The organism is Pseudomonas sp. YuFO8 (assembly GCF_035065025.1).
In the GTDB taxonomy this organism is placed as follows: Bacteria; Pseudomonadota; Gammaproteobacteria; order Pseudomonadales; family Pseudomonadaceae; genus Aquipseudomonas; species Aquipseudomonas putida_AE.
This window is the reverse complement of the sequence record NZ_JAXDEQ010000003.1, coordinates 122,325-144,206: the sequence shown is the minus strand read 5'-3', so window position 1 is coordinate 144,206 and position 21,882 is coordinate 122,325. Positions and strand designations below refer to the sequence as shown.

General features: G+C 55.5%; 13 protein-coding genes, 1 tRNA gene and 2 pseudogenes. 11 read left to right on the top strand and 5 right to left on the bottom strand.

All coding sequences use genetic code 11. The features are described from left to right. Window positions 1-114 precede the first annotated feature (114 nt). The 3 genes from SOP95_RS04065 to SOP95_RS04055 all read right to left on the bottom strand — a co-directional run bounded on the left by SOP95_RS04065 (window position 115) and on the right by SOP95_RS04055 (window position 3,845). Complete coding sequence (locus SOP95_RS04065; protein ID WP_323606262.1) at window positions 115-849, bottom strand: hypothetical protein; 735 nt, start codon at window positions 847-849, stop codon at window positions 115-117. A 454-nt stretch (window positions 850-1,303) separates the two neighbouring features. After that, on the bottom strand, window positions 1,304-3,334 hold the full coding sequence (locus tag SOP95_RS04060; protein WP_323606260.1) for a hypothetical protein: 2,031 nt from the start codon (window positions 3,332-3,334) through the stop codon (window positions 1,304-1,306). A 301-nt stretch (window positions 3,335-3,635) separates the two neighbouring features. Further along, window positions 3,636-3,845, bottom strand: a complete 210-nt coding sequence (locus SOP95_RS04055) for a hypothetical protein (RefSeq protein ID WP_323606259.1) — start codon at window positions 3,843-3,845, stop codon at window positions 3,636-3,638. Between the two features lie 467 nt (window positions 3,846-4,312). On the opposite strand from SOP95_RS04055, the gene SOP95_RS04050 reads away from it, so the two are divergent. The 3 genes from SOP95_RS04050 (at window position 4,313) to SOP95_RS04040 (ending at window position 6,433) form a co-directional block, all read left to right on the top strand. Beyond that, window positions 4,313-4,738, top strand: a complete 426-nt coding sequence (locus tag SOP95_RS04050; RefSeq protein WP_046820111.1) for a LexA family protein — start codon at window positions 4,313-4,315, stop codon at window positions 4,736-4,738. Then, window positions 4,731-6,008 carry a translesion error-prone DNA polymerase V subunit UmuC gene (umuC, locus tag SOP95_RS04045; RefSeq protein WP_323606257.1) on the top strand — a complete coding sequence of 426 codons (1,278 nt, stop codon included), beginning with the start codon at window positions 4,731-4,733 and terminating at the stop codon, window positions 6,006-6,008. The genes SOP95_RS04050 and umuC overlap by 8 nt, the downstream gene beginning before the upstream one ends. 338 nt (window positions 6,009-6,346) lie before the next feature. Beyond that, a tRNA-Leu gene (locus SOP95_RS04040) sits at window positions 6,347-6,433 on the top strand. A 282-nt stretch (window positions 6,434-6,715) separates the two neighbouring features. Here the strand turns inward: SOP95_RS04040 and SOP95_RS04035 are convergent. Next, window positions 6,716-6,796, bottom strand: a pseudogene (locus SOP95_RS04035) (lytic transglycosylase domain-containing protein); the annotation flags it as partial. A 6-nt stretch (window positions 6,797-6,802) separates the two neighbouring features. After that, window positions 6,803-6,937 (bottom strand): annotated as a pseudogene (locus tag SOP95_RS04030) (IS5/IS1182 family transposase); the annotation flags it as partial. Window positions 6,938-7,070: 133 nt separating this feature from the next. Between SOP95_RS04030 and SOP95_RS04025 the strand changes: the two are divergent. The 8 genes from SOP95_RS04025 (at window position 7,071) to SOP95_RS03990 (ending at window position 21,730) form a co-directional block, all read left to right on the top strand. Beyond that, entirely contained in the window at window positions 7,071-8,285 is a 1,215-nt protein-coding gene (locus tag SOP95_RS04025) for a DUF6361 family protein (protein WP_323606256.1), read from the top strand. Continuing rightward, window positions 8,279-10,057 (top strand): phospholipase D family protein, encoded by a 1,779-nt coding sequence (locus tag SOP95_RS04020; protein WP_323606255.1) that lies wholly within the window; start codon window positions 8,279-8,281, stop codon window positions 10,055-10,057. Before SOP95_RS04025 ends, SOP95_RS04020 begins: the two co-directional genes overlap by 7 nt. Next, window positions 10,054-13,215: a DEAD/DEAH box helicase gene (locus tag SOP95_RS04015; RefSeq protein WP_323606254.1), complete on the top strand. Its 3,162-nt coding sequence runs from the start codon at window positions 10,054-10,056 to the stop codon at window positions 13,213-13,215. The genes SOP95_RS04020 and SOP95_RS04015 overlap by 4 nt, the downstream gene beginning before the upstream one ends. A gap of 498 nt (window positions 13,216-13,713) precedes the next feature. Continuing rightward, window positions 13,714-15,216: a hypothetical protein gene (locus SOP95_RS04010; protein ID WP_323606253.1), complete on the top strand. Its 1,503-nt coding sequence runs from the start codon at window positions 13,714-13,716 to the stop codon at window positions 15,214-15,216. Window positions 15,217-15,227: 11 nt separating this feature from the next. Then, window positions 15,228-15,728: a hypothetical protein gene (locus SOP95_RS04005; protein ID WP_323606251.1), complete on the top strand. Its 501-nt coding sequence runs from the start codon at window positions 15,228-15,230 to the stop codon at window positions 15,726-15,728. A 13-nt stretch (window positions 15,729-15,741) separates the two neighbouring features. Continuing rightward, window positions 15,742-16,251: a hypothetical protein gene (locus SOP95_RS04000; protein WP_323606249.1), complete on the top strand. Its 510-nt coding sequence runs from the start codon at window positions 15,742-15,744 to the stop codon at window positions 16,249-16,251. A 3-nt stretch (window positions 16,252-16,254) separates the two neighbouring features. After that, window positions 16,255-19,347 carry a DEAD/DEAH box helicase gene (locus SOP95_RS03995; protein ID WP_323606247.1) on the top strand — a complete coding sequence of 1,031 codons (3,093 nt, stop codon included), beginning with the start codon at window positions 16,255-16,257 and terminating at the stop codon, window positions 19,345-19,347. Between the two features lie 181 nt (window positions 19,348-19,528). After that, window positions 19,529-21,730 (top strand): Hsp70 family protein, encoded by a 2,202-nt coding sequence (locus SOP95_RS03990; RefSeq protein WP_323606245.1) that lies wholly within the window; start codon window positions 19,529-19,531, stop codon window positions 21,728-21,730. Window positions 21,731-21,882: the final 152 nt, after the last annotated feature.

The window sequence follows — 21,882 nt, the reverse complement described above, 5'->3', positions numbered from 1 at the left end:
AGGATGTCAAGAGCAGCAAAGTTCGGCCATTTGCTGCCACTTAGAGCAGGGAACCAACGAAAAAATCAAACGTGAAATGCCCTACATTGAAATTAATTTACTCATTGCTCCCACTCACACGCTGGCCTGCTCTTTGTGGTATGTCTGAACCGCAGCTTCCAAGCTTGTTATATACCGATGAAATTCATTCACAGCATACATTAGAAACTCACCGTCCATAAGGACGCCGTCGAAGTAATTGACCGATACCCCCTTAGCTCGGTTAATTGCATTCAACAACCTTTTCTCAGCAGGGGTCTTCTTGCCTTGCTTACTTAGAATTTTTTTATAATCGGTGGCAACACCATCGTCGTGTATCATTATGTTTCGGATCTTTGTGAGGTGGTCTACATCCGGAATGCCTTTACCTCCAATGAATTTCTTCAGAACTACGTGAGCCTTCTCAATCGGCCCCTTACCTTTGATTTCTCTTTCGTCGCATTTAATTAAATCAACCATAAATGTCAAGCATTTGCTTATGCGATGCTCGAACAGACCGAACATTGTAAGATATGCAGAGCGCCGAGTGAGCTGGGTTATTAAGGCTTTGTATTCAGATTTTACATCGTCATAGTCATAACCGACAGACGAGCCGCATGAGTAATAAGTTCGTTGATGTGGGTGACTTATACCATATTCATCACAAACTTCATCCTCATATTCGTATTCCGTCACACCCCCTGGAATATCGGCCTCTACGACTGCGAGAGACAAATTTTTTTCTGCTTGGTCGGCAAGCATTTTCATCACTGAAATGGACTCGGTAGCAGCCCAGAGATGAAAGCTAAATATAAAGTTGAGATCTGTCAAATTCTATCCATCCAAAAATAACAACCAGAAACTAATTCGCAACCCGTTGATTTGCGAATGCAGATATCCCATCAAAACTCAGCATCATCGATAACGGCGTCAAGGAGTTGTGTTTTTTCAAATTCTAACTGATTTTTTTATTATTCATTAGCCGTATTATCAAGGTTGATGAAGTTACATACTAAAAATACCTTAGCATACGAAGCGACCGCTTGTGGACGATTAAAGCCACTCAGCAGGGTGACAAAGCCGTGGCCAGCCTGTACTAACTTCTTGAGTCGAGTCACCATCAGCCTGCCTGGAGTGTAATCTTAGGGAAAAATTAGGGCAAATTCAGGGCCGCTGTAGAGCGTATGAGGCCATCGGGAAGTTGCTGAAGCATTTTCGAGGCCGACTACTTCTGCTAGTAATGCTCAGCCACCATGAAGTGGCTGAGCATTACTACTTTGGAACACTAAATGACTGCAGCCATTTCCATTAGTTGGCTCATGACATCATCGCTTACATGAAGGGGCAATTCGTAGCGCTTATAGATTTTACGCTCTATCGGGAAATCGCCGGGTACCAATCTTGTGTATTTTATTTTTGGCGAAAATTCATTCAGTTGTGGTATCTTCATGGTTTTATAGATAAGGCTTTCTCGACCCTCTGAAAGTTGCGGTGGGTGCATCAGATAGGAGCTAATATTATTTTGGAGTTCTTCGTAGTTTTCGTACAGCTTAAACCAACCCAAGTGATGGAATTTATCGTCGCGCTTCACTGAGATTAGTGGAAATGTATTTGAGCTAAAATATCTTGCTAGGATTTGCTCGTCCACAACAGGAATACCGTTAATGGGGAAGCCAGAATGAATTTTATTGCTGTTTAGTACTACTGGAATAAACTGATATGAGATGCTTGGATCATGAGTCCAGCCAAGGACATCAAATATTTCTGCGATATTACTTGAGAAGAAAAAAGATTTTCTTCTGGCTTGGTCGGTAGCTCCTTTTAACGTGCTATATGTACGATGGTAAGAAATTGATGAGTCTGTAGTTACGATGGACTTAGCCTCTCCGATCAAGATTACGCTGCCAAGGTTTAAGATGAGATCGATCTCCTCCTCGGCTCCTGATTTAAGTTTCAATCGTTTTGAAAATGCTGAAATAGGATGAGGCAAAAGTTTGTTAGAGAGCAAGTTTAGATTTATTTCACTCAAAGATACCTCTTCGTAATGCATGCCTTTAATTGTGAGCTCTACCTCAAGCTCCGCAAGCCAATGCTCAACAACTCGAACTAGAACCGGGGTTGATAAGGCGCTAGTTAAAAATATCAATTTGTCGTGTGATATTTCCAGAATCGGATGACTCCATAAATCCCTGGTTTGGTCGTTGAAAATTATGAACTCTAGTATGAGCTTTGCTTTGGCATATTTGATTCCAGAGGCCTTAATTATGGCAAGTAACAAGTCTTGCTTGCTGGCCTTGGAGCTAAATTCTGCAAGTTTTTTGTGGTTGTATACACTGTTATCTGCTGGATATTTATTTTGAAATTGCTTCGATAATAGTATTAGCAACCTAAAGACATCCAAGGCTTCCATGATTGAGAAGCCAGCAGGTAATTGGCTTTCAATGAGACTGCTTGGGAAGTCGTCAGTTAGGAAAAGTATCTCGCCTTTTATTTTTGAGTTAAAGAATCTAATTTCGTCCGAAGCATGTTTCAAAGCGGAGGTCTTGAGCGATTTTTTCTTTCCAGATCCCACTGGTATAATATACGTATCGTTATTGTAAAGATTAATTATGCTGGGATTGTTGTGAACCATAATAAACTGCATGCTAAGTCTGCTTTTGCGCAAACTTGTTAGCTCATAAGATACCTCTCTATCAGTGGATAGCTGGCGGATCTCATAAACATTGTGATCGGTATCTCGCACGACAAACTCGTAGTCGCCCCACAAGAGAGCTTTCCAATACTGATCGTAGGTTCCATACAGTTGAGAAAGATCAGCCTCCATGCCAGCGAACTCCAGAACAGAAATTGGCGTTTTTCCAGGCGGAATCAGAAGGTTTTTCTTGATGGCTTTAATGCTTTCCAGGATAGCGAGCTCCACCCCATCAACAGCGCCATGAGCAATTTCCTCTAGGGATACGTCAGCCCCGTATCGATTTGCATTGCTCGAAACACTGTGAATACTTTGTCCTGTCCTGAGACCTGTTTCTTGTATATCTTTTAATATTGCTATATCTCGATTTGAAATTGCGCTAAGCAGTTCTAGGTGTGTTGTTCGAGATATTGCGGGAGCCTTGTCGTTGTAAAGGGATGTGAGTATCGTTCTTATTTCGCTGAAAACTGTATGAAAAACCTCGCCCGCCTCAAAAAAATGCTGGTCATCAGCGCTATGAGCTTTTTCATTTTTCCATGCCGCCTGCCACAATGCCAATGTAAATTTTCGATCAGTAGGGCCCAAAATTGTTTTAGCTCTGACTTTTTCTTTGAAGCTCAGCAATTTTTTTTATCTCTCATTGTTTAGTTTTAAGTTTGTAATTTCTCTAGAGTAAACTACGCCATTATCGATCACCCAGGTTTTGTAAACAGTTTTGAGTGACTGCTATTGGCAGATTCTGTTGAAAAAGTCGGCCATGGTTTCCACTGCAGAAAAGTAAGCGCTTGAGATTGAAATCTTTACTTTGTGCAGAGGATTTCGGGCTCAGATTTCGCGTAGCTGCGCGCAAAAAAGGCATTTTCATCAGTCAGTACGCGGGCAGTCTGGAAGTACCGACTTTTTCAACACAATCGGCAGATCGCTGTCATTCTGGCGTCATCAATACGGCGAGCGTCAGCTTGATAAACTCTTCGTTCTTGTCGATGGTGTCCAAGGCGCCACGGATATTGTCGGCGACGTAGGTCCCGTCACGTTGTTCGACCCAGTTAGAAAGCTCCATGATGGCGGCTTCCAGGGCGAGCTGATTTTCGTTGAGTTTGTAGAGCAGGGAAGGGAGCAGGTCTGAGTTGGGCATCGCGAATCCTCCATGAAGAGGTGAGCGTAGCATTTCAAGAGTCGTGCACGAAGGGATGGTGTGCGTCGGCAGGATGCCGGAGGAGGGATAAAATCAGTTCCCAAACTCAAGGTCGAGCCCGCATTCTACGCGGTCTGCAGAGCATCTGTTTTGCCTTGGTTTCGGAACTAAAAAAGGCTACAGGCCGCAGCCAGTATGCGTTTCACTAGCGGATTGCAAATCCGCCTACGCCGGTTCGATTCCGACCTCGGCCTCCACTATTGAAAACCCCGCAGATTAACGTCTGCGGGGTTTTTTATTGCTCTCAGGAAAGTGATGTGTTCCGCAACTTTTGCAAGGCTTTCCGCAACCACCACACCGATTGCTCATTAACTCACCCACCCATCAGATTTTTCCTACAAAGAAATTGACCGCAAGGCCTTCTGGACGTTAACTGTATATTCGTACAGTATTGGAAGTCGTGCGTCATGAGCTTTGCAATTTTAGGACCTATCGGCCAGGGCGGTCGGAAACTGCCGCTCTGCCTGTTCCAGGTGCCGGCAGGTTTTCCATCGCCGGCAGCGGACCACATCGAGGCGCACATCTCCCTGGATGAGGTGCTGAACATCCGTGCACCGCACGTCTACCTGGTATCGATCACCGGGGAGAGCATGCAGGGCGCCGGGATTTTCGAGGGGGACCTGGCGATCGTGGATCGCTCGCTTGAACCGGCCCATGGCCATATCGTCGTGGCCTTGCTGAACAACGATCCGGTGTGCAAGCGCCTGTGCATTCGCGGCAAGGACGTGATCCTGCTGTCGGAGAACCCCAAATACCCGCCACGCTATGTGCTGGAGAGTGACGAGCTGTCGATCTGGGGTGTGATCACCGGCAGTGTGCGCAGCCATGTCTAAGCCAGTGCCAGTCTTCGGTCTGATCGATTGCAACAGCTTCTATGCCAGCTGCGAGCGGGTGTTTCGCCCGGACCTGGCCAAGGTTCCGATCGTCGTCCTGTCGAACAACGATGGCTGCGTCATTGCGCGCAGCTACGACGCCAAGCCTTTCGTGAAAATGGGCGAGCCGTATTTCCAGATAAAGAACAAGCTCCGCCAGCAAGGCATCGTCGCCTTCTCGTCGAACTATGCGCTGTATGGCGACATGAGCGAGCGGGTGATGACGCTGATCGAGTCGATGGTGCCGGCGGTCGAGGTCTACAGCATCGATGAGGCGTTTGCCGACCTGACCGGTATCGAAGGCCTGGACGTACTGGGTCGACGGATTCGCAGCCAGGTTTTGCGCTGCACCGGTATCCCGGTCGGCGTTGGCATCGCCCCCACCAAGACCTTGGCCAAGCTGGCCAACCACACGGCGAAGCGCTTGCAGGCGCAGACTGGCGGCGTGGTGAACATCTGCGATCCGGTAAAACGTGACTGGGTGCTGCGCAACACCGACGTGGGTGAAGTGTGGGGAGTGGGCCGGCGCATGAAAGTGCACTTGAACACACTGGGCATCAAGTCGGCCATGGACCTGGCCAAGGCGGACGCCTGGTCGCTGCGCAAGCACTTCAGCGTGGTGATCGAGAAGACCGCCCGGGAACTGGCGGGCACCCCGTGTCTGGAACTGGATGAGCCAGACCCGCCGAAGCAGGAGATCTGCTGCAGCCGAATGTTCGGCATGCGGCTCAAGGAGCTTGCACCGATCAAGGAGGCCGTCGCCACCTACATGATGCGCGCCTCGGAAAAGCTCAGGGCGCAGCATTCCCTGTGCAAGAAGATCCGGGTCAGCATCCGGACCGGCATGTTCAACCCCGAGGAAGCCAAATACGCCAACGGTGTGGTGGTGGAGCTACCGTATCCAACAGACGATGTGCGTCTGTTGACCAAGACGGCCGTAGATGCGCTTGATCGAGTATTCCGCCCTGGCTTCGCCTACAGCAAAGCGGAGGTCATGCTGCTGAGCCTGTGCCAGCCCGGCGAGTACACCGATGATTTGTTTGCCACCTCGCAACCGGCCGGGGCAAGCCGGGTCATGGCGGTGCTGGATCAGATCAATGGCAGGTGGGGAAGGGGGACGCTTCGCGCGGCCAGTGTGCCGACCAATCCCGACTGGGGCATGCGCCGGGAAATTATGAGCCAGAGCTACACCACGAGGCTGGATCAGCTATGGAGGGTGTCATGCGTTTGATTTCGCGCTGCAGCAAGACAACCCATGGGCTCGGTCCTTGTGAGGGTAGAAATCGGAGACTTCCCCGGTTTCAGGCATTGGCTGGCGCGGCCGCTGGATGTGCCTGGGCTATGCTGGTAAGCTATTGAAATATAAAGTGATATTCCGGTTCTTGCGATGTGCTGGGCGCGGGGTCACCATCGATCTTGCCCAGCACTGTAAAAAAGCTCCGTAGACCCATGATTTAAGAAGCTTTTTTTTACGCAATCGGCCCGATCCAATCGCCAAAAAACACCGTCGCAAACTTGCTTCACCCGGACGGGATGTATATATTCCCCCCTCTGCTTCACCGCGCTACCGCCCGAATGGCGAAACTGGTAGACGCATGGGACTTAAAATCCCCCGCTCGTAAGGGCGTGCCGGTTCGATTCCGGCTTCGGGCACCATATAAAATCAAGGGTTTACCGATATCGCGGTAAGCCCTTTTTGTTGGGCGCGAGTTTTCGTGTCTATACGGTGTCTGTTAGACGGGCACGCGAAGAAACAGCCACCAGAGGTCCCACTTCGGGACACGGCGAGGCGCGGAACCAACTCAATCGCAAACCCACCGGTAATTCCAATTGCAACCTGCCATCTGTCAAGGCGTTATTGGCTTTTACACCTACACGGGAAACCAGATCTTCGAGCGCTCGTTCTGGGCGCAACGACGCGATCAGGTTGTAGCACGGCCCAGCCAGTCGCGCGAGGTGACGGGAGATGCTGTGCCGATAGCGCGCGGCAGGAGGGCCTGCAGTCGGCCGGTGATAACGCGTATCCTAGGCTCTGTACGAAAAGAGTTGTCGTAGACACCGTATGGAACAAGCCAGCGAGAGCATCGCGGCGCAGCTTTTTGCAAGCTTATTGAAGCGTGTCACGATTCGACGGTTCTCTTTCAGCCAACCAAACATGCGCCCGAGCTTACAAGGTTCATGAATCGACGAATATCGCCTGCAACTAGTGGCGATAGGCTATATCATGCGCCCGGTGTTTGGCAGCCTATTTCAGCGCCGCTGAGCAGTGCGAACATGACAAGGAGCGAGGCGCGTGTCGGGCATTAGTCAACTGGGATGGGTAGATTTCTCGAACGAGGACCGGGAGCGCGTCAAGCATGCTCTCAAGCAGCTCTCGGAGCCCGGGACTCTGGATGAATTGGGGGTAGGGGGGCTGCGCGATGGATTCGCAGACCTCATGTTCCCGGGCTTTTCCACCCTGCAGACACGGGCCAAATATTTCATCACTGTACCGCGGATCATTCGCGACTTTTTACGTCTCAGCCCGGCCAGGCAGCGGAAGCAGCCGCTTGCGGATTATCTGGACGAACAGGAAGCGCACCTGTCGGAGCTGCTCAGGGAGAGGCACCAAGACGGAAGCCAGACCGGCATTTCCGGCTTTTCCCTGAAAAAGGGAGAGCGGGTCTCCCGGCAGCCTTCGTCGATCTACTGGGTTGGCCTGCGGACCTGGAAGTTGGTCGATACTGGGGGCTCGCTCCGGCAATTCCTGCAGGCCATCGGGTCGCCAGAAGAGCCAGTTGTCAGCACGCAAGGTGATGAAGGCGACGACAGCGATGCGCATAGTCCTGTCAGCCGCGTGCACCTGGACCGCTACATGCCTGACTGGCTCGATGAGGTGAGGATCGAGTTGACCGTTTCCGAAGCGCATTTTTTGAGCGAAAAACTCAAAGCCAGGCCCGGACAGAGCCTACCCACCCAATTGGAGCGACTCGGATTGCGCGATCAGGCTCTAGCGAAAGGCAAGCCCGGGTTCCCGGCGCTGGCGGCCTGGGTGGCGGGTCAACCGGCGTTGCCCAGCCAGACCCGCGACACTGTGGCCATGGCACAGGCGTTCAGCGAGCTGATCTATGGGGCCCATCTGCGCTTCAACATGATCCTTGTCCGCCACGACCGCCACGACCATGGCGGCTTGCTGGAGGACTTCACTGAGCGCTGGGGCGCGTGGAGGGAGCAGATCCGAGCCAACCCAGCAGACATCTCCCGATGGCTGGAACAGACCCAGGTGACGCTAGCCAGCCATACGACGACGTTCCTCAAAAATTGGGCCGAAGGGCTGGCCCGAGGAGTATCGGAGGTTGAACTGGACAGGCTGGTCGAGCAACAAGCCCGGGCGAACAAGAAGCAACGCAGCGTCCTGAACAAAGCACTGCCCGAAGGGTTCCAGTGGCTCGGCATGGCGCGGCTGGACTACCGCTGGTGGCAGGTTCGCACTGTGCTGCAGGATATCCAGGAGGGCCTGGCTTGCTGAATCCGCACACCGATCGCCTCGACTATGGGGACAAACTCAAAGCGCCCGAAGGCTTCACGTTGAGCCACGCCGTGGCGACGACTTACACTCTGGACCTCGAGACGCTGCTGTGCCTGCCGTTGTCGCTGTCGTTCAACTGCACGCCGGAGGGTGACGTGCAGGCCGACAAGCTGGCATTGCTCGAAGCGATCAGCCAATTGAAGGGCAAGGTGAAAGTCTTCTTCCAGCAAGGCTGCATAAAGCTTCCGCGTCAGTTCAACCTGCTGTTTTCCCTGCTCGAGCCGTTGCTGGTGCCGCAGGTTCCCGCGGAGCCCTTCAGCTCGTTTCACCCCAAGCTGTGGTTGCTGCGCTTCAGCAATCCGGCCAAGGCCGTACGTTATCGATTGCTGGTGCTGTCGCGCAACCTGACCTTCGACCGCAGTTGGGACCTAGCGGTCGCCCTTGAAGGGGAACTCGCGGGGCAGCGCAGCGACGACAACGATGGGCTTGTGGCAATGCTGAGGTCCCTTGTGCCCGGCGCAGGGGATTTCCAGCCCGCGCTCGAGCTTTTTACCAGGGAGTTGCCTCGGGTCGCTTGGGATAGGCCGGATGGGTTCACAGCGTTAAGGACCTTGCCGGAAAAACCAGGGAAGTCGCCCCTGGCGTTTTGCTCAACCGTCGACACCGTGATGGTGATGTCGCCGTTTCTCCATCCCGACGCACTCGACCTGCTCAAGCAGGCCGGCGCACGGCATTGGCTGTTTAGCCGTGCGGAAGAGATCGAACGCTTGGGTGAAAGCCGCTTGCAGGGCTGGGAGTGCTTCGTGCTCAACCCCAGCCTCATCAACGGCGAGGATGAACTCAGCCAGGCTCGCCCCCAGGATCTGCACGCGAAGTTGGTGCTGCTGCAGGAGGGCGCTGTCGGCCACTGGCATATCGGTTCGGCCAATGCCACCAAAGCGGCCCTTGGCGGTACCAACGAGCCGCCACGCAATACTGAGTTCATGCTGCGGCTGTCGAGCAAGATCGGCCAGCAGTCCGCCCGGCAGTTATGGGTCGAGTTGGTCGGGAACGAGGAGGCGCCGACGGGGATCTTTATACCTTATCGTTTTGGTGCGCTGTCGCTGACGGCCGACACGTCGACAGACGAATGCTTGCGCCGGCTCCAGCACAGCCTGATCCAGGCAGACTGGTGCATGCGTGCGGTAGTCGAGGCGAACGGTACCTTTACCTGCGTCATCGACTGCCCGCCACAATTGCTGGAACACGATCGCGACTGGGTGATTGAGGCGCAGCCGCTGGTCATGGGCCAGCCTCTGAAGCTGGCCCAGCGCCTGGTGTGGGAGGGCTTGAGCCTCACCCAGGTCAGCGCCTTCCTGATCCTGCGCGTGATACCAGCGTCAAAGGAACCCACCGAATTGTTGATCAAGATGCGCCTGGAGATCGAGGGCGGCGATACTCGCGAACAGAAAATAACCTCCACGCTGATCGACAGTCCACACAAGCTGCTGGCCTATATCCAGATGCTGTTGCACCCCGCGTATGCCTACCCGTTAGATGCGGATGCCGCAGGCGGGAGAGGGCACGGGACCGATGCCGACGCGATCATCGGCCAGATGCTCAGCGGGCCACTGCATGAAGCGCTGCTGCGCTGCGCTGCACGGCAACCTGAAAAGCTGCAGCGCATCGATGCTGTCCTGGAAAAGTTGCGTGACACCGAGAATCTGATCCCATCTGGACTGTCCGCCTTGTGGGCGCAGTACCAGCAGCTTATATGGAAGAAGAAAGCATGACCCGGTTTGTTTCCGAGCGCGACAACGTCGACCTGGCGCTGCAGATGACCTGGTGCAGGCTAAAGGATTTTCAGCGCGCGACAGTCGAGCGCATTGCCGCACAGTTCAAGGATCCTCAGCGCAGCCATCGAGTGCTGGTTGCCGATGAGGTAGGGCTGGGTAAGACGATCGTCGCCAAGGGCCTGATCGTTTCGATGTTGCGTGAGTGGCGTAAACGCGATCCGCTGCGCGTTACTTATATCTGCTCCAACCTGAGCCTGGCCGCCGAGAACATCGGTAAACTAGCGGTGTTCCCGAGCGAAAGCGGCTGGGTACGGCAGCCTTCCTACGCACGCCTTGCGCACGTCGCTTTGCGTCAGCCTGAGCAGGACGGCGCCCTGCTGGAAATCTGCACGCTCACCCCGGCTACTTCTTTCTCGCTGACGCATGGCGTCGGAGACCGGTATGAGCGAGGCATCATTCTTGCTGCGTTGCTGCAGCATCCACAGCTTAGAGGGTTCCGTCGGGGGCTGACAGGCCTGTTCCAGGACAGGGTCAAGTGTGCCCAAGGCTGGGAGGACGAACTGGAGGGAATCGAGGAGCAAGGCCTGGAGCAGGACATCGTCATCGACTTTCACGCGGTGATCGCCAACCTCCCGCAAGACGGAGCCCCCTCGCTGCTGACACGGTTGCGCACCGCTGCACGCCAACGCTTGGAGATCCACCGTTACAGCAAGCGCGAACTGATGCGCGAGCTGCGTGTGTTGTTCGCCCGATGCTGCGCCAAGCATCTGCGAGCCGATCTGTTCATCCTCGACGAGTTCCAGCGCTTCGACAGCCTGTTAGATCAAAGTGAGGGCAATGAACACTCCCTGATTGCGCAGGAAATTTTCCACCGGGAGCGAGACAGCAATGTGCTGCTGCTCTCGGCCACGCCGTTTAAGGCGATGAGTACCGTGGCCGACGATGAGAACGATGACGGCCATTTGCACAAACTCAAGCAGATTTTGGCGTTTCTTAACCTTTCGCCACTCGACGCCTACGAGCCTGCCCGCAAGGCGCTGCAGGCCGAGTTGTTGAGCCTGCGGCACGACAGTGTCGAGGTCGCGGGGCTGAGTGACGGCCCTCGCCGGGAAGTGGAGCGGTTGTTGCGTCCCCTGATCTGTCGCACCGAGCGCAGCCAGGTCGCGAGAGATATCGACACGTTGATCGACGGGGCGCCGCCGCAGCCCGGCCCGCAACTGCGGACAGACGATATCCGGGCCTACATGGAACTGGATCAACTGGCGGTTGTTCTGGAGGGCGGCAGCCCGCTGCGCTTGTCCGGGCAGATCATGAGCTTCTTCAAGTCGGCGGCCTGGCCATTGTCATTCAGTACCGGCTACAAATTGCAGGAAGTGCTGCAACGCCGGTACGATCGGTCGCCTGACGAGTTCAAACGGATCAATGCCAGCAAGAACCTCTGGTTACCCCGTGAGCGAATCAAGAAGTTCGCACTCGATGTTGCTCGCGAGGCGCCCAATCCTCAGGTTCGCTGGCTGGTCACGCACTTGTTCGGCGAGGGGCGCAAAGCCGGGCCGGAAATGCTGCTCTGGCTGCCACCCAGCCGGCCGCACTATCCGTTGAGCGGTTTTTTCGCCGGTCACGAACAACTCAGCAAAACCTTGCTGTTCTCCTCTTGGGCCATGGTGCCGCGGATGGTCGGTGGGTTGATGAGCTATGAGGCGGAGCGGCGGGTGCAGCAGCACGTTGCGGACAAGCCCGACTATTTCAGCAGGCGCCGCGCCGGTTTCAGCCAGGACGAGCAGGACAGGCACCAGCAACAGCGTCGGGCCGTCATCAAACTCGACAGCGGCGACCTTGCCAACTGGTCGTTGATTTACCCCGCCCGGTGCCTGATCGACATCCCGATCGAACGCACCCCGGTCACACTGGAGCAGCGAGTTCGCGAACTCACCAGGCATTTCGCAGAAAAGCTCAAGCAGTTAGAGGTTCGCAATCACGGTAGCCAGAACAGTCACTACTGGTATCTGTTTGCGCCGATGCTGCTAGACCGCAAGCACGAGGAGTGGACTGCGTCGTGGTTTGATGCAATGTCGGAACTAGGCGGTCTGTCTGTCAGCATTCGTCAGCGTGTCGACGAGATTTCCCGTCGTTTCGGTCAGTTGGACGAGTTGGGTGCATTGCCTGCGGACCTGCCGCAGTACCTCGCTAGGCTGGCCTTGGGGTCACCAGCGGCATGTGCTTATCGTGTTCTGCAACAGTTCTACCTCGGTCGTTACTTGGGCGGCCACGCCAGCCGGGTGGCGCTGGGGTTTGTCAGTCTGTTCAACGGTGTCGCCGGCAATGCGATCGCCAGGCGGCTCGACAGTCTGCACCCCTGGCGAGGCATTGTTGGATACTGCGCCGACGGCGGAGTGCAGGCGATGCTGGAAGAATACTGCTACCTGCTTTCGCCAGGCAGATCGCTAGACGATGTCGTGGGTACCCTCGAAAACGTGCTTCGCACCACCCCGTCGAATGTGAAGGTATGGAAGGTCGACAGGGAGGAGGATGATACCCATCTGAGGTGCCACTACGCCGTGCAATTGGGGGCCCAGAAGACCACGGATGCGGCCGGTCAGGAACGGATCATCAACATACGGGAAAGCTTCAACTCGCCGTTCCGCCCCTTCGTCCTAGCTTCGACCTCCATTGGTCAGGAAGGGCTGGACTTCCACTGGTACTGCAGCGAAGTGGTGCACTGGAACCTGCCGAGCAATCCGATTGACCTGGAACAGCGGGAAGGGCGGGTCAATCGCTACCAATCGCTGGTAGTCAGGCGTCGCGTAGTGCAGGCGATGGCAGGGCGCGAGACGGTGCCAGAGAGTTGGAAGGCGCTGTTCGAATCCGCCGAGAGTCCGTCCTGGCAGACCGATCTGGTGCCCTATTGGCATTATCCTGAGGGTGATGCGAAAATCCGCCGGCTGGTTCCGAGCCTGGCCTTCAGTGAGGAAGCCCGACGCTATCCGAACATGCAGAAGATTCTCTCGCTTTATCGTCTGGCTTTCGGTCAACCGGGGCAAAGCGAGTTGCTCGAGCATTTGAGGAGCCTGAACCTGAGCAACGAAGCGCTCGAACACTTGAAAAGACAGTTGATTATCCAGTTGGCGCCCATTCTGTACCAGGCCGAAACGTGACGTGCCTGATGCAGGGTGGAAGGTTGTATGCGCACTCTTGCATCAGCAACAGCGCGTCGACCGGCTGTGGCGCATGTATTTGCATTTGCTGACAGTCTTAGCCCTCGGGATGAAGGCGCTGGCCATTTGTTGCGCTTGGGGGGACTCAGGATGCATTACGCATCGAAGCTTGCCCTCATCTATCCTGCTCACGCTCTCGACGAACTCTCCCAGATTTCCGGCGTGTCAAAAGTATCAGGGCCGCCGAAAAACATTTCACTAATCACACTGGCAATGTCTCCGGCAAATACGATCTATCCCGCGGAAGCCGCTCGACTCCCAAAAAACCATTGAAGGCGCCGCCGCCTTGATCGAGGGGGGCGACAGGCAGCACACGCGCTCAGCAACTGCAGCCCGTCCGATTGGTTTGTTATGGCATATAGCCATGAAGTGCGGCTAGAATGTGCAATCACATTGGCGCAGTAACCGACCGCGCAAATCCAGACAGGAGAGCCTGGATTGTTCAGTATTTTGGGACGTATGTTGGAAGGGCTGGTGCAGGATCTTGAGCCTCGCCGCACGAACACATCGCCACGACCGCGACCTACGCCTGGCGTATCGGTCCTTGGCCCTGAGAACGTTGGAAGGATCGTCACTGGGCGGGTCGGCAAGATCGCGCCTGGTTACGTGCTGGTCATGCATGGTGACACCAAGGTCCTGATTCCCAAGCATGAGTTGGTCATGGGCGATGTACGGGTTGAAGATCCGTCCGGGTACGTGTCCGAAGGGGACATGCTTGAGTGCGTTCTGCTGGAGAAGAGTGAGCGCGGCTGGAAGGGCAGTGTTCATGCCATCACCGAGGCGCATAGGCGCCGGGCTCTGGCCAGTGTGCGCGCAGGCTCCAGGATGGAAGCTCGAGTCGATCGGTTTGAAGCCAGTGGAGCCTGGCTGAGAGCAGGTGGACTGGACATCTGGGTGCCGCTCGCAGAAATATGCTGGAGCTGGATCGATCATCCATCCGAGGCGTTAAGTTTCGAGCAGCGGGTCTCGGTACAGATCAGCGACATCTTTCTAGATGAGAAATGGCTCACCGACAAGCGTGCGCGTCGCTCTCGGGTGACGGCCAGTATCAAGGCGTGCCAGGCGCAACCGGCAGCCGCCAATGTCACCATGTACTTCAAAGCCTTCGAATTTCAGGTGCGTACCTCGGCGCGGATTCCAAGGCGTTGTGACGCGGTCGCACTCTTTGTTCTCGAGGCGGTGTGTCATGGCTTGGACTTGACCGGGATAGCCAATCTGACGGGGTTGCCTACAGCCTCGGTGCAGCAGATTGCGACGCTGTTGACGGAGGAGGGGTTGTTGCGTGGTGACGTGCTTTCAGAATCGGGCCGGCGGTTGCTGGCCGGACTGGAAACGTCCAGGGCGCTCAACGAGTCTTCCCTCGGTGGATTGTTTGCCAGTGCGGCACCTGTCGATCAGCAGGTTCATCCGCTGAGCACAACGACCCAACAATATCCAAGAAACCTGCCGGTGCCCGTGGCCAACATCAGGAACCTCACTCGCTTTCTGCGTTTGCGCGGGGATGCACTGCCCAACTGGTTGTTGGGCAAGGTCCAGGTGGGCGATGAGCAGCGCGATCAGCTCGCTGCAATGATCGCCAATCCTCATGTTCGTGTGTACCTGTCACAGACCCCGAACTGGCGAGCCTTGGCGCTCGATGTGCCAGAGCGCTGGTTGCTTGCAGGTCTGTGGAGGAGTTTCGAGCCCGTGGGAGAGGCACCGTTTCGACCTCCACCCAAGGAACAGGGTTGCGATGCTTTTCTCATGGTTCGTTACATGAAAGGTGCACAGGCCCTTTTCTGGGAGCCGGTCACTCAAACGCTCTGGGCGCCGCGCAACGGGAAGCAAACCGTTCACCAGGCGGGCACCTGCCAGGACGACGTCCTGCAGCATATGCCTGCCGGGGCTGCACTTCGCTTAGCGCAGGCAACTTCTCCCACATGGTGCTGGATACAATCCTAGGAAGATCGATCATGGCTACACAGGTCCCGCGCCAGGCGATTTATTTCACCAAGACGTTCCTGGCGGCAAGCGCTCGCCATGGCTTTTCCGGCGGACTCAAGAAAGCTGCGGCCGGGGCCAACCCGGTGCTGATGGGCATTGAAGCGGCATCAGCAGTGCTGAGAGCTGTCGACTCCTATTTGCAACTGTGCCAGGCGCGGGCTCATCGCGATGGATTGAGCGCGCTCATTCCGGAAGAACAGCGGCGGTTGAAGCTTGAGCGCAAGCAACTGGAGGAAGACATCAATCTGGCTCGTCGAGAGATGGCTCAGATTGCCCTTGTTCGGCAGGCAATGGGGCGTATGACGCTCGGGTGCGTAGCGTTGACTCGCCACTGCATGGATGAACTCACGATCATTAGAAATAGCGATCTGCCAGACATACAGGCGTTCGAGGATACGCTTGAGCGTCTCATGGAAGCGGACCGCGCGCTAAGGCGCAGTCTGGAGTATTTCAATAACAGCGTTTCCTGAAGGAGTGTGTGGCGTGTCTAACCAACGATTCAAGTTGCCAGCCAACCTTGCCAGAACGGCGGGCGCGACCGGTAAATCCGGTAACTCGGGTACTGATGCCCTCGAACTTGCCCGTGAGCGCACCCGCCAGGCTGAAATCAAGCGGGATACCGCATTTAGCGCTGATCGGACCCAGGTCCTGTCACAAGGCATCGGGTTGCTCAGGGACCTGATGGGGGTGCTGCAGTCCGCCATCGAGCTGGGCAAGACCGTCACCGAATGGAATGGACGTGTACGCGCGGCGCAGGAAGCGGTCAATCTTGCGCAGAAAAAGCTTGAGCAGATACGGGCGACCAATGCGCCTGTTCATCGCCAACTGGACCAGGTCGACCTGGTACTGAATGAATGCCTGAAAGTATTTGGCAAGCTTGAGGCGGTGATGGACCCTTCCCTGATAGCAGACGACAACCAGCGCGAGATCCGGGCAACCATGGAGGTCTACATGGGGCGTATGGTTGAGTTGATCCAGGCAGGGAAGCGCTGACGTATGTTCATGCTTCTGCTGGCAGGCATCACCCTCACGGCCACTGCAGTCAGCTGGTGGAACGGCAAGCGCCTAGATGGTGTGAATGCAGAGATCGACGAGCTAGAGGCAAAGCTAGAAGCCATCTACGCTGCGGACGCTCGCCAGCGCGCGGCGTTGGTACGGCCCTACTTGTTGCAGTTGTTGGCAGTCTTTGAGGCTGAACAGGAAATTCGCGCCGAAATCGCCAGCGAGCTTGAGCGTGCGCACAGCAAGGCACAGCAAATCCTGCGTCAGCGTTTCGGTGCGCGCGAGTCTGGAAGCTTTCGCCGTATGACGCTCGAGATAGAGCTGGCCAGGGGGCGCGTTGCTGCGGAGCGTGCGTATCTTCAGAGCACGAGTGGGTACATCCGGACGCTCGTCGGCCAGTTGCCGCAACATCTACCCACGGTCGCCTGGCTTGACATGCCCCACGATTATCCGTGTGAAGGCTCAACCGTGGCCTTGCACGGGGGGCTGCCCGGACGCTTGCATGACTATGTGCTCGAGGCGAGCGATTTCGATGGTCGAGGCGTGTTTTACGATGTCGACCATCAACAGGGCAGCGCGCGGATCTGCAGTCGCCGCGCGAAGCTGCTCGACGCTGCGCTGGCGAGCACCGCCGAGCCTCTCACTGTGACGGTGACAAGGCTTGAGGGCAGTACCGCAGAGCTGGAAGGGCTTGATGTCACCATGAGCCTGCGGCTTGGCAGAAACGAAGGGCAATGGATCAAACCAGGCAGCGAGCTGGAAGTGTTCGCCGATGGCTGGACCTTCCAGGAGATTCTCAGCAACGAGCGAAGCGGGGGCTTGCCGGTCAGGTTGCACCCGCGGATTGCCGGGCTCGAAGAGTATTGGTGGCCAGTAGCGTTGGGGGTCAGCGAAGACCAGATCCCGGCAGTTCAGGATATCTGGGATTACTTCCAGACGCCTGCGATCCAGGACCTGCCTTGGCATATCTATCAGCAAGAGAATGGATATCTTGTATTTCGCCTGGGGCGATATGGCCTGGTGACCGCTATTGACCCGCTTCAATCCTGCTTCCGCTTGGTCGATGTCAGTACGGCTGATGAGTCTCCAGAAGATATCTTGCGTTGTTATGTCGCGCTGGCGCCGTTTCTGCTTGGTAGCTCGGATGACGAACTTGCGCAACGTAACCGGTTCAACGATTTCGTGTGCGCGTTGAATGAAGAGCGTCTTGTGCATCGCAACGCGGCGCAGCAAAGACAGGCGGCACTGCGCCTGCGTAAATTGTCCCTGATCTACCGCGAGCAGCAGACGTATCTGGCTAACAGTGCCAGTTGTGGTTTTCTGCCCGGAAGGGCAGAAGATAACGGGCGTCGAGTGACAGGCACGCTGAGTGTGCAGGGCATACCTGCCTGGTTGAAAAGTGCACTGAGCGAGCGAGGGACGCCGCGATTGCGCGCAGTCGGCAGAGATAGAGTGTGGCCGGTGCTTTCCTTCAGTTTACTGGACCAGCAATTGGGTATCTGTGAACTCACGCTGTCGGTGCCCAAAAAGATCACTGAGAACGAAATCGATCCTTTTAACCTGTTCCGCATCGAGTTGGTTAAGGAAGGTAGCCAGAAAGAGATGCTGTCCAGAGCACTGGAACGGGCGATTATCGGCGACTTCGTTGCGCCGTCCGTACACAGCGCACTGCTGGCGATGGAGACTGACCCGGATCAAACGTGCAACCTTGGACGCGAAGGGGTTTTGCGGGTTCTCCAATCCACCGAGCCTGTCGTGGCCGTTTGGGGCCCCCCGGGTGCGGGTAAGACAACCACGCTTGTACAGTGGCTCAAGACGCTTTTCCCCGCCGATGCCCCGAGTACATGGCCTCGGATTCTTATCACTGGACCTACTCATGTGGCGGTGAGCAAGCTGATAGAGGATCTGTTGGAGCAGGCGGAGTATCTACGCCCTGTCACTGTTCGCTATGGCAAGGAAGAAAAGATTGGCGAGGCGCTCAAGCCTTGCTGGCATCAGTCCGGAATCGAGGCGCTGGGGAATGGCGACGCCGGTATTCATCCCGAATTGCACAGCGCCTGGCACACTCTGTTGCGCTCACGCAGGGGGCGTGAGGCGGCAACTCGCTGGACGTTTCGCGACAAATTGATCCACGGTGCCACCTGCACCGGCATGGCGCGCAGCGACTTTGCGTTGTTGAAGGATCCTTTCGATCTGGTGGTCGTGGATGAAGCCGGTAAAGCCTTCGCCGCTGAGCTGATGATCCCTGCGGCGGTGGCTCGGCGTCTGGTCCTTGTGGGCGATCATAATCAGTTGCCACCGACGGTAACCGCGGACAGTCTGGACGAGAGGATCGGTTATTCGTTACCCATGCCTGAAGTGGAAGCACTGCTGCGCAAAAACTTCTTCCAGGAACTGTACGACGGCCTTGCACCTGAAGCCAAAGGCATGCTGACCGTTCAATACCGAATGCATAAAGACATCGGTGATCTGGTGAGCAAACTCTTTTATGAAGACCGGCTCGAGTCGTATCGCACAGGGGCGGGCTGGCACCTGACTTGCGCCAGAACGGTCTTCGTGGATTTTTCCGATATGCCCAATTATCGACACAAACGGGCAGCGAATGACGACGTGGCGTCGTCTCTGGAAAATGTAACGGAGCGGGCTGCGCTGTATCGGTTGTTGACGGCGCTCGACCGCCGAGTGTGTGCATCTGGAAAACCATTGAGCCTTTTGATTGTGTGTCCGTACAAAGGTCAGTTAAGAGTCGTTGCGCGTGACACATCTGCCAGGCGATACGCGATGAACCTGTCTGTTGCAACGGTGGATGCCGTGCAAGGCGGAGAGGCCGACATGGTCATCCTTCTAATGACCCGCGCGTGGGGCAACACTCAATTTCTTCTGGACCGACATCGACTTAATGTTGCCCTCTCCAGGGCGCGTGATGCTGTGATCATCCTGGGGAGTCGCGATTGTCTGGCGCACAACGATGAGGGGCCCATCGCCGATTTGATCAGAACCGGCATCCGCCAGCAGACGCTGAAGGTAATTCGCTTGCCGACTAACGCAGGCTTCGAGAAAGACCTTGTGCCTGAAGTGTTCATGTGAACGAGGACATGGGCTTACCTGGCGCCAGGAGAAACATGAGCATGTAAGCGGGAAGGCTAATATGTGTAGGGTGGAAACTCAGTAGAAAATGCGGCCACCGGTAGGTGATTTAGATAAGTAATGCGTCGCGGCATGACAAGGCGGGTTCAGACATTTTTTTGGGGCCTTACAGGAGTGGAATGTGAAGATTGGGGTCGATTTCGGAACAAGTTTTTCCAGCGCAGCAGCCTGCATAGAAGGCAAGGTACGGCACATTACTTTTGGCCATGAACGGCAGTTTCGGACGGCTGTGTTCTTCCCTGACCGCTATGTGGACCCGTCGCAGTTTTTCCTGACAGCCGAGAATGAACAGGAGATTGACAATGCGATCAGGTCGCACAAAAGCCTTTATAGCGAGCTTGTCGCCCAGTATGAGGCGCGGTTGGATAGATTGGTCAGGGAAGAGAAACATAGTGCTAAAGATGGTGCACCCTACTCGGCCCAGCAGAAGGTGAAACGGCGAGAGTTGCTTGTAAAACCCAAGCGTCTTTCAGACGAAGAAGTTCGGCGAACTACAATCAATGCTATCCGACGACGCTGGGTCAGCATGCAGAGGAAGAGCATCGCGCAGGAAGGACTGGACGTTCGCCAGGCCAGCGGTGTGTTTGGCGAGGAGGCTATCGACGCGCTGTACAACAATGAGCTTGGACGTATCTTCCAGTCACCCAAATCCATGCTTGGGTATAAGTTGGAGCCTCGCCACCAGGACGTCGTGGTCGGCGTGGTAGCGCAAGTGTTGGCGCACATCCGAACCGTGGCCGGGGAGCAGTTGGGAACCGAAGTGAAAGCGGTAATGCTGGGGCGGCCTGTTGAGTTTCGAGGAGTGGTCGGCAGTACCAACGATCAGGCTGCTCAGGACTTGCTGGAGCGAGCCGCCAGGGAGGCCGGTTTTTCGGACGTTGAGTTCCTAATGGAGCCTTCTGCTGCTGCCTTTGGTTATCACCGTGAATCCGTGAATTCGCATGCAGCGCTCATCATCGACATTGGTGGTGGCACAACCGACATAGCCTATGCGCAAGTGGGTGGTGATGCTCATGAGCCAGTTATCCATAAAATTTGGGGCAGGGGTCGTGGAGGGACCGATGTCGATGTTGAGTTGTCGGTGCGAACTGCCATGCCGCTATTCGGCAAAGGGCATGAGCACGGCTTGCCTCTTCACGTCTATCGCAGCGCTGCGAAAGTCAGCGATTTGAGCCTGCAGCGGGATTTTGCTAATCAGTCTACTGCGCGTGTGATCGAACCGTTCAAAGCGCGGCTGGAAAGGCTCAAGGAGAAAGGCACTACGGTCAGGCTGAACCGGGATATTGAACAACTCAAGATCGATTTGAGTGACGAGAGTATCGCCGACGTGCCCCTTGAATATATTGATCATGATTTGAGTTTGCACGCTGATCGCACGGACCTTGAGTCTAGCGCGGAACGTTTTATGGCTGGGTTTCGCGATCTGCTCGAGAAGGTCTGCACCGAGTTGCCGGAAACCGACCCGGTTGTCTTCTTGACCGGAGGCATGTCCAGAGCTCCCTACGTGCAAACTTGCGTGAAAGAGGTGTTCAGCCAGTCGGACATCGTGATGGGTGATGCTTCGTTAGGTGTTGTCGCTGGGTTGGCACAATTTGCGGCACCACCGACGAACTCGGGTAGTCAACCGTTTTCCACCTTGGTTGCTGCACCCGCGTGCGCCGAGGATAAAAAGCGAGTGGTACGACAGCGTGAATTGTTCACTCATGGGATGGCACGTGCCGACAAGATCGCCGACGCGTACGAGAAACAGAGAGAGGTTTTTCAGCGCCACTATGATGTGCAAGAGAAAATTTTTGTAGGGACGCGAATCGGCGATTATCTGGCGGTGCTGAACGAAAACGTTTACAACGCGTATGAGCTCAACGTGCAAGCAGGGTGGCTGCCTTCGGGAGCGAAATTCACTGAGTTGGAGTTTTTCGAAACGCTGATCAGACACGACCGTAGCGGTCGCCGCTACAAATCGTTGGCTAGTGTCCCGTTGTTTTTGCACGATGAGTTCGAAGGTAATGATGACAAGGATTTCGAGGGTTATGCGCATGAGCTAAGAGAAGCATGCCGCTCTGCCTACGATGAAATGCCAGACCTGCGCGAAAACATGGATGACGAGCCCGCTGAAGGCGATTTTTTTGATGCGTTGCATGCTTGGCCAGAAGAGGCTGACGCGCCAGAGCGTGAGATTGTGGAGGGACGTGCACTTTTCGGCAATTTACAGAAAGGTTGGCTAGGCTGCCAGAAAGTCGGGTTAGGGCTGCTACATATGGCTAATCATCTGGGGGACGATGACTATGACCCTGGCCTTATGGATGCCCTGCTCGATTCGTGAATCGCCCGGTATGGTTGAGGTACTCAACTAGCAGGCTAGAACCTATCCCACGAGCAATTGTTGTGGGATGGGACTTACCGGGGTCAAGGCACTGACCGATTCCCCAATGATGGTGTTTGGCTGAAAGTGGCACGGCCCAGTTAGCAGGTACT

Bases quoted from the DNA above. Each gene is read 5' to 3' on its own strand.
- SOP95_RS04015 (WP_323606254.1), top strand. From the start codon at position 10,054: ATGACCCGGTTTGTTTCCGAGCGCGACAACGTCGACCTGGCGCTGCAG.
- SOP95_RS03995 (WP_323606247.1), top strand. From the start codon at position 16,255: ATGTTCATGCTTCTGCTGGCAGGCATCACCCTCACGGCCACTGCAGTC.
- SOP95_RS04055 (WP_323606259.1), bottom strand. From the start codon at position 3,845: ATGCCCAACTCAGACCTGCTCCCTTCCCTGCTCTACAAACTCAACGAA.
- SOP95_RS04005 (WP_323606251.1), top strand. From the start codon at position 15,228: ATGGCTACACAGGTCCCGCGCCAGGCGATTTATTTCACCAAGACGTTC.
- umuC (WP_323606257.1), top strand. From the start codon at position 4,731: ATGTCTAAGCCAGTGCCAGTCTTCGGTCTGATCGATTGCAACAGCTTC.
- SOP95_RS04050 (WP_046820111.1), top strand. From the start codon at position 4,313: ATGAGCTTTGCAATTTTAGGACCTATCGGCCAGGGCGGTCGGAAACTG.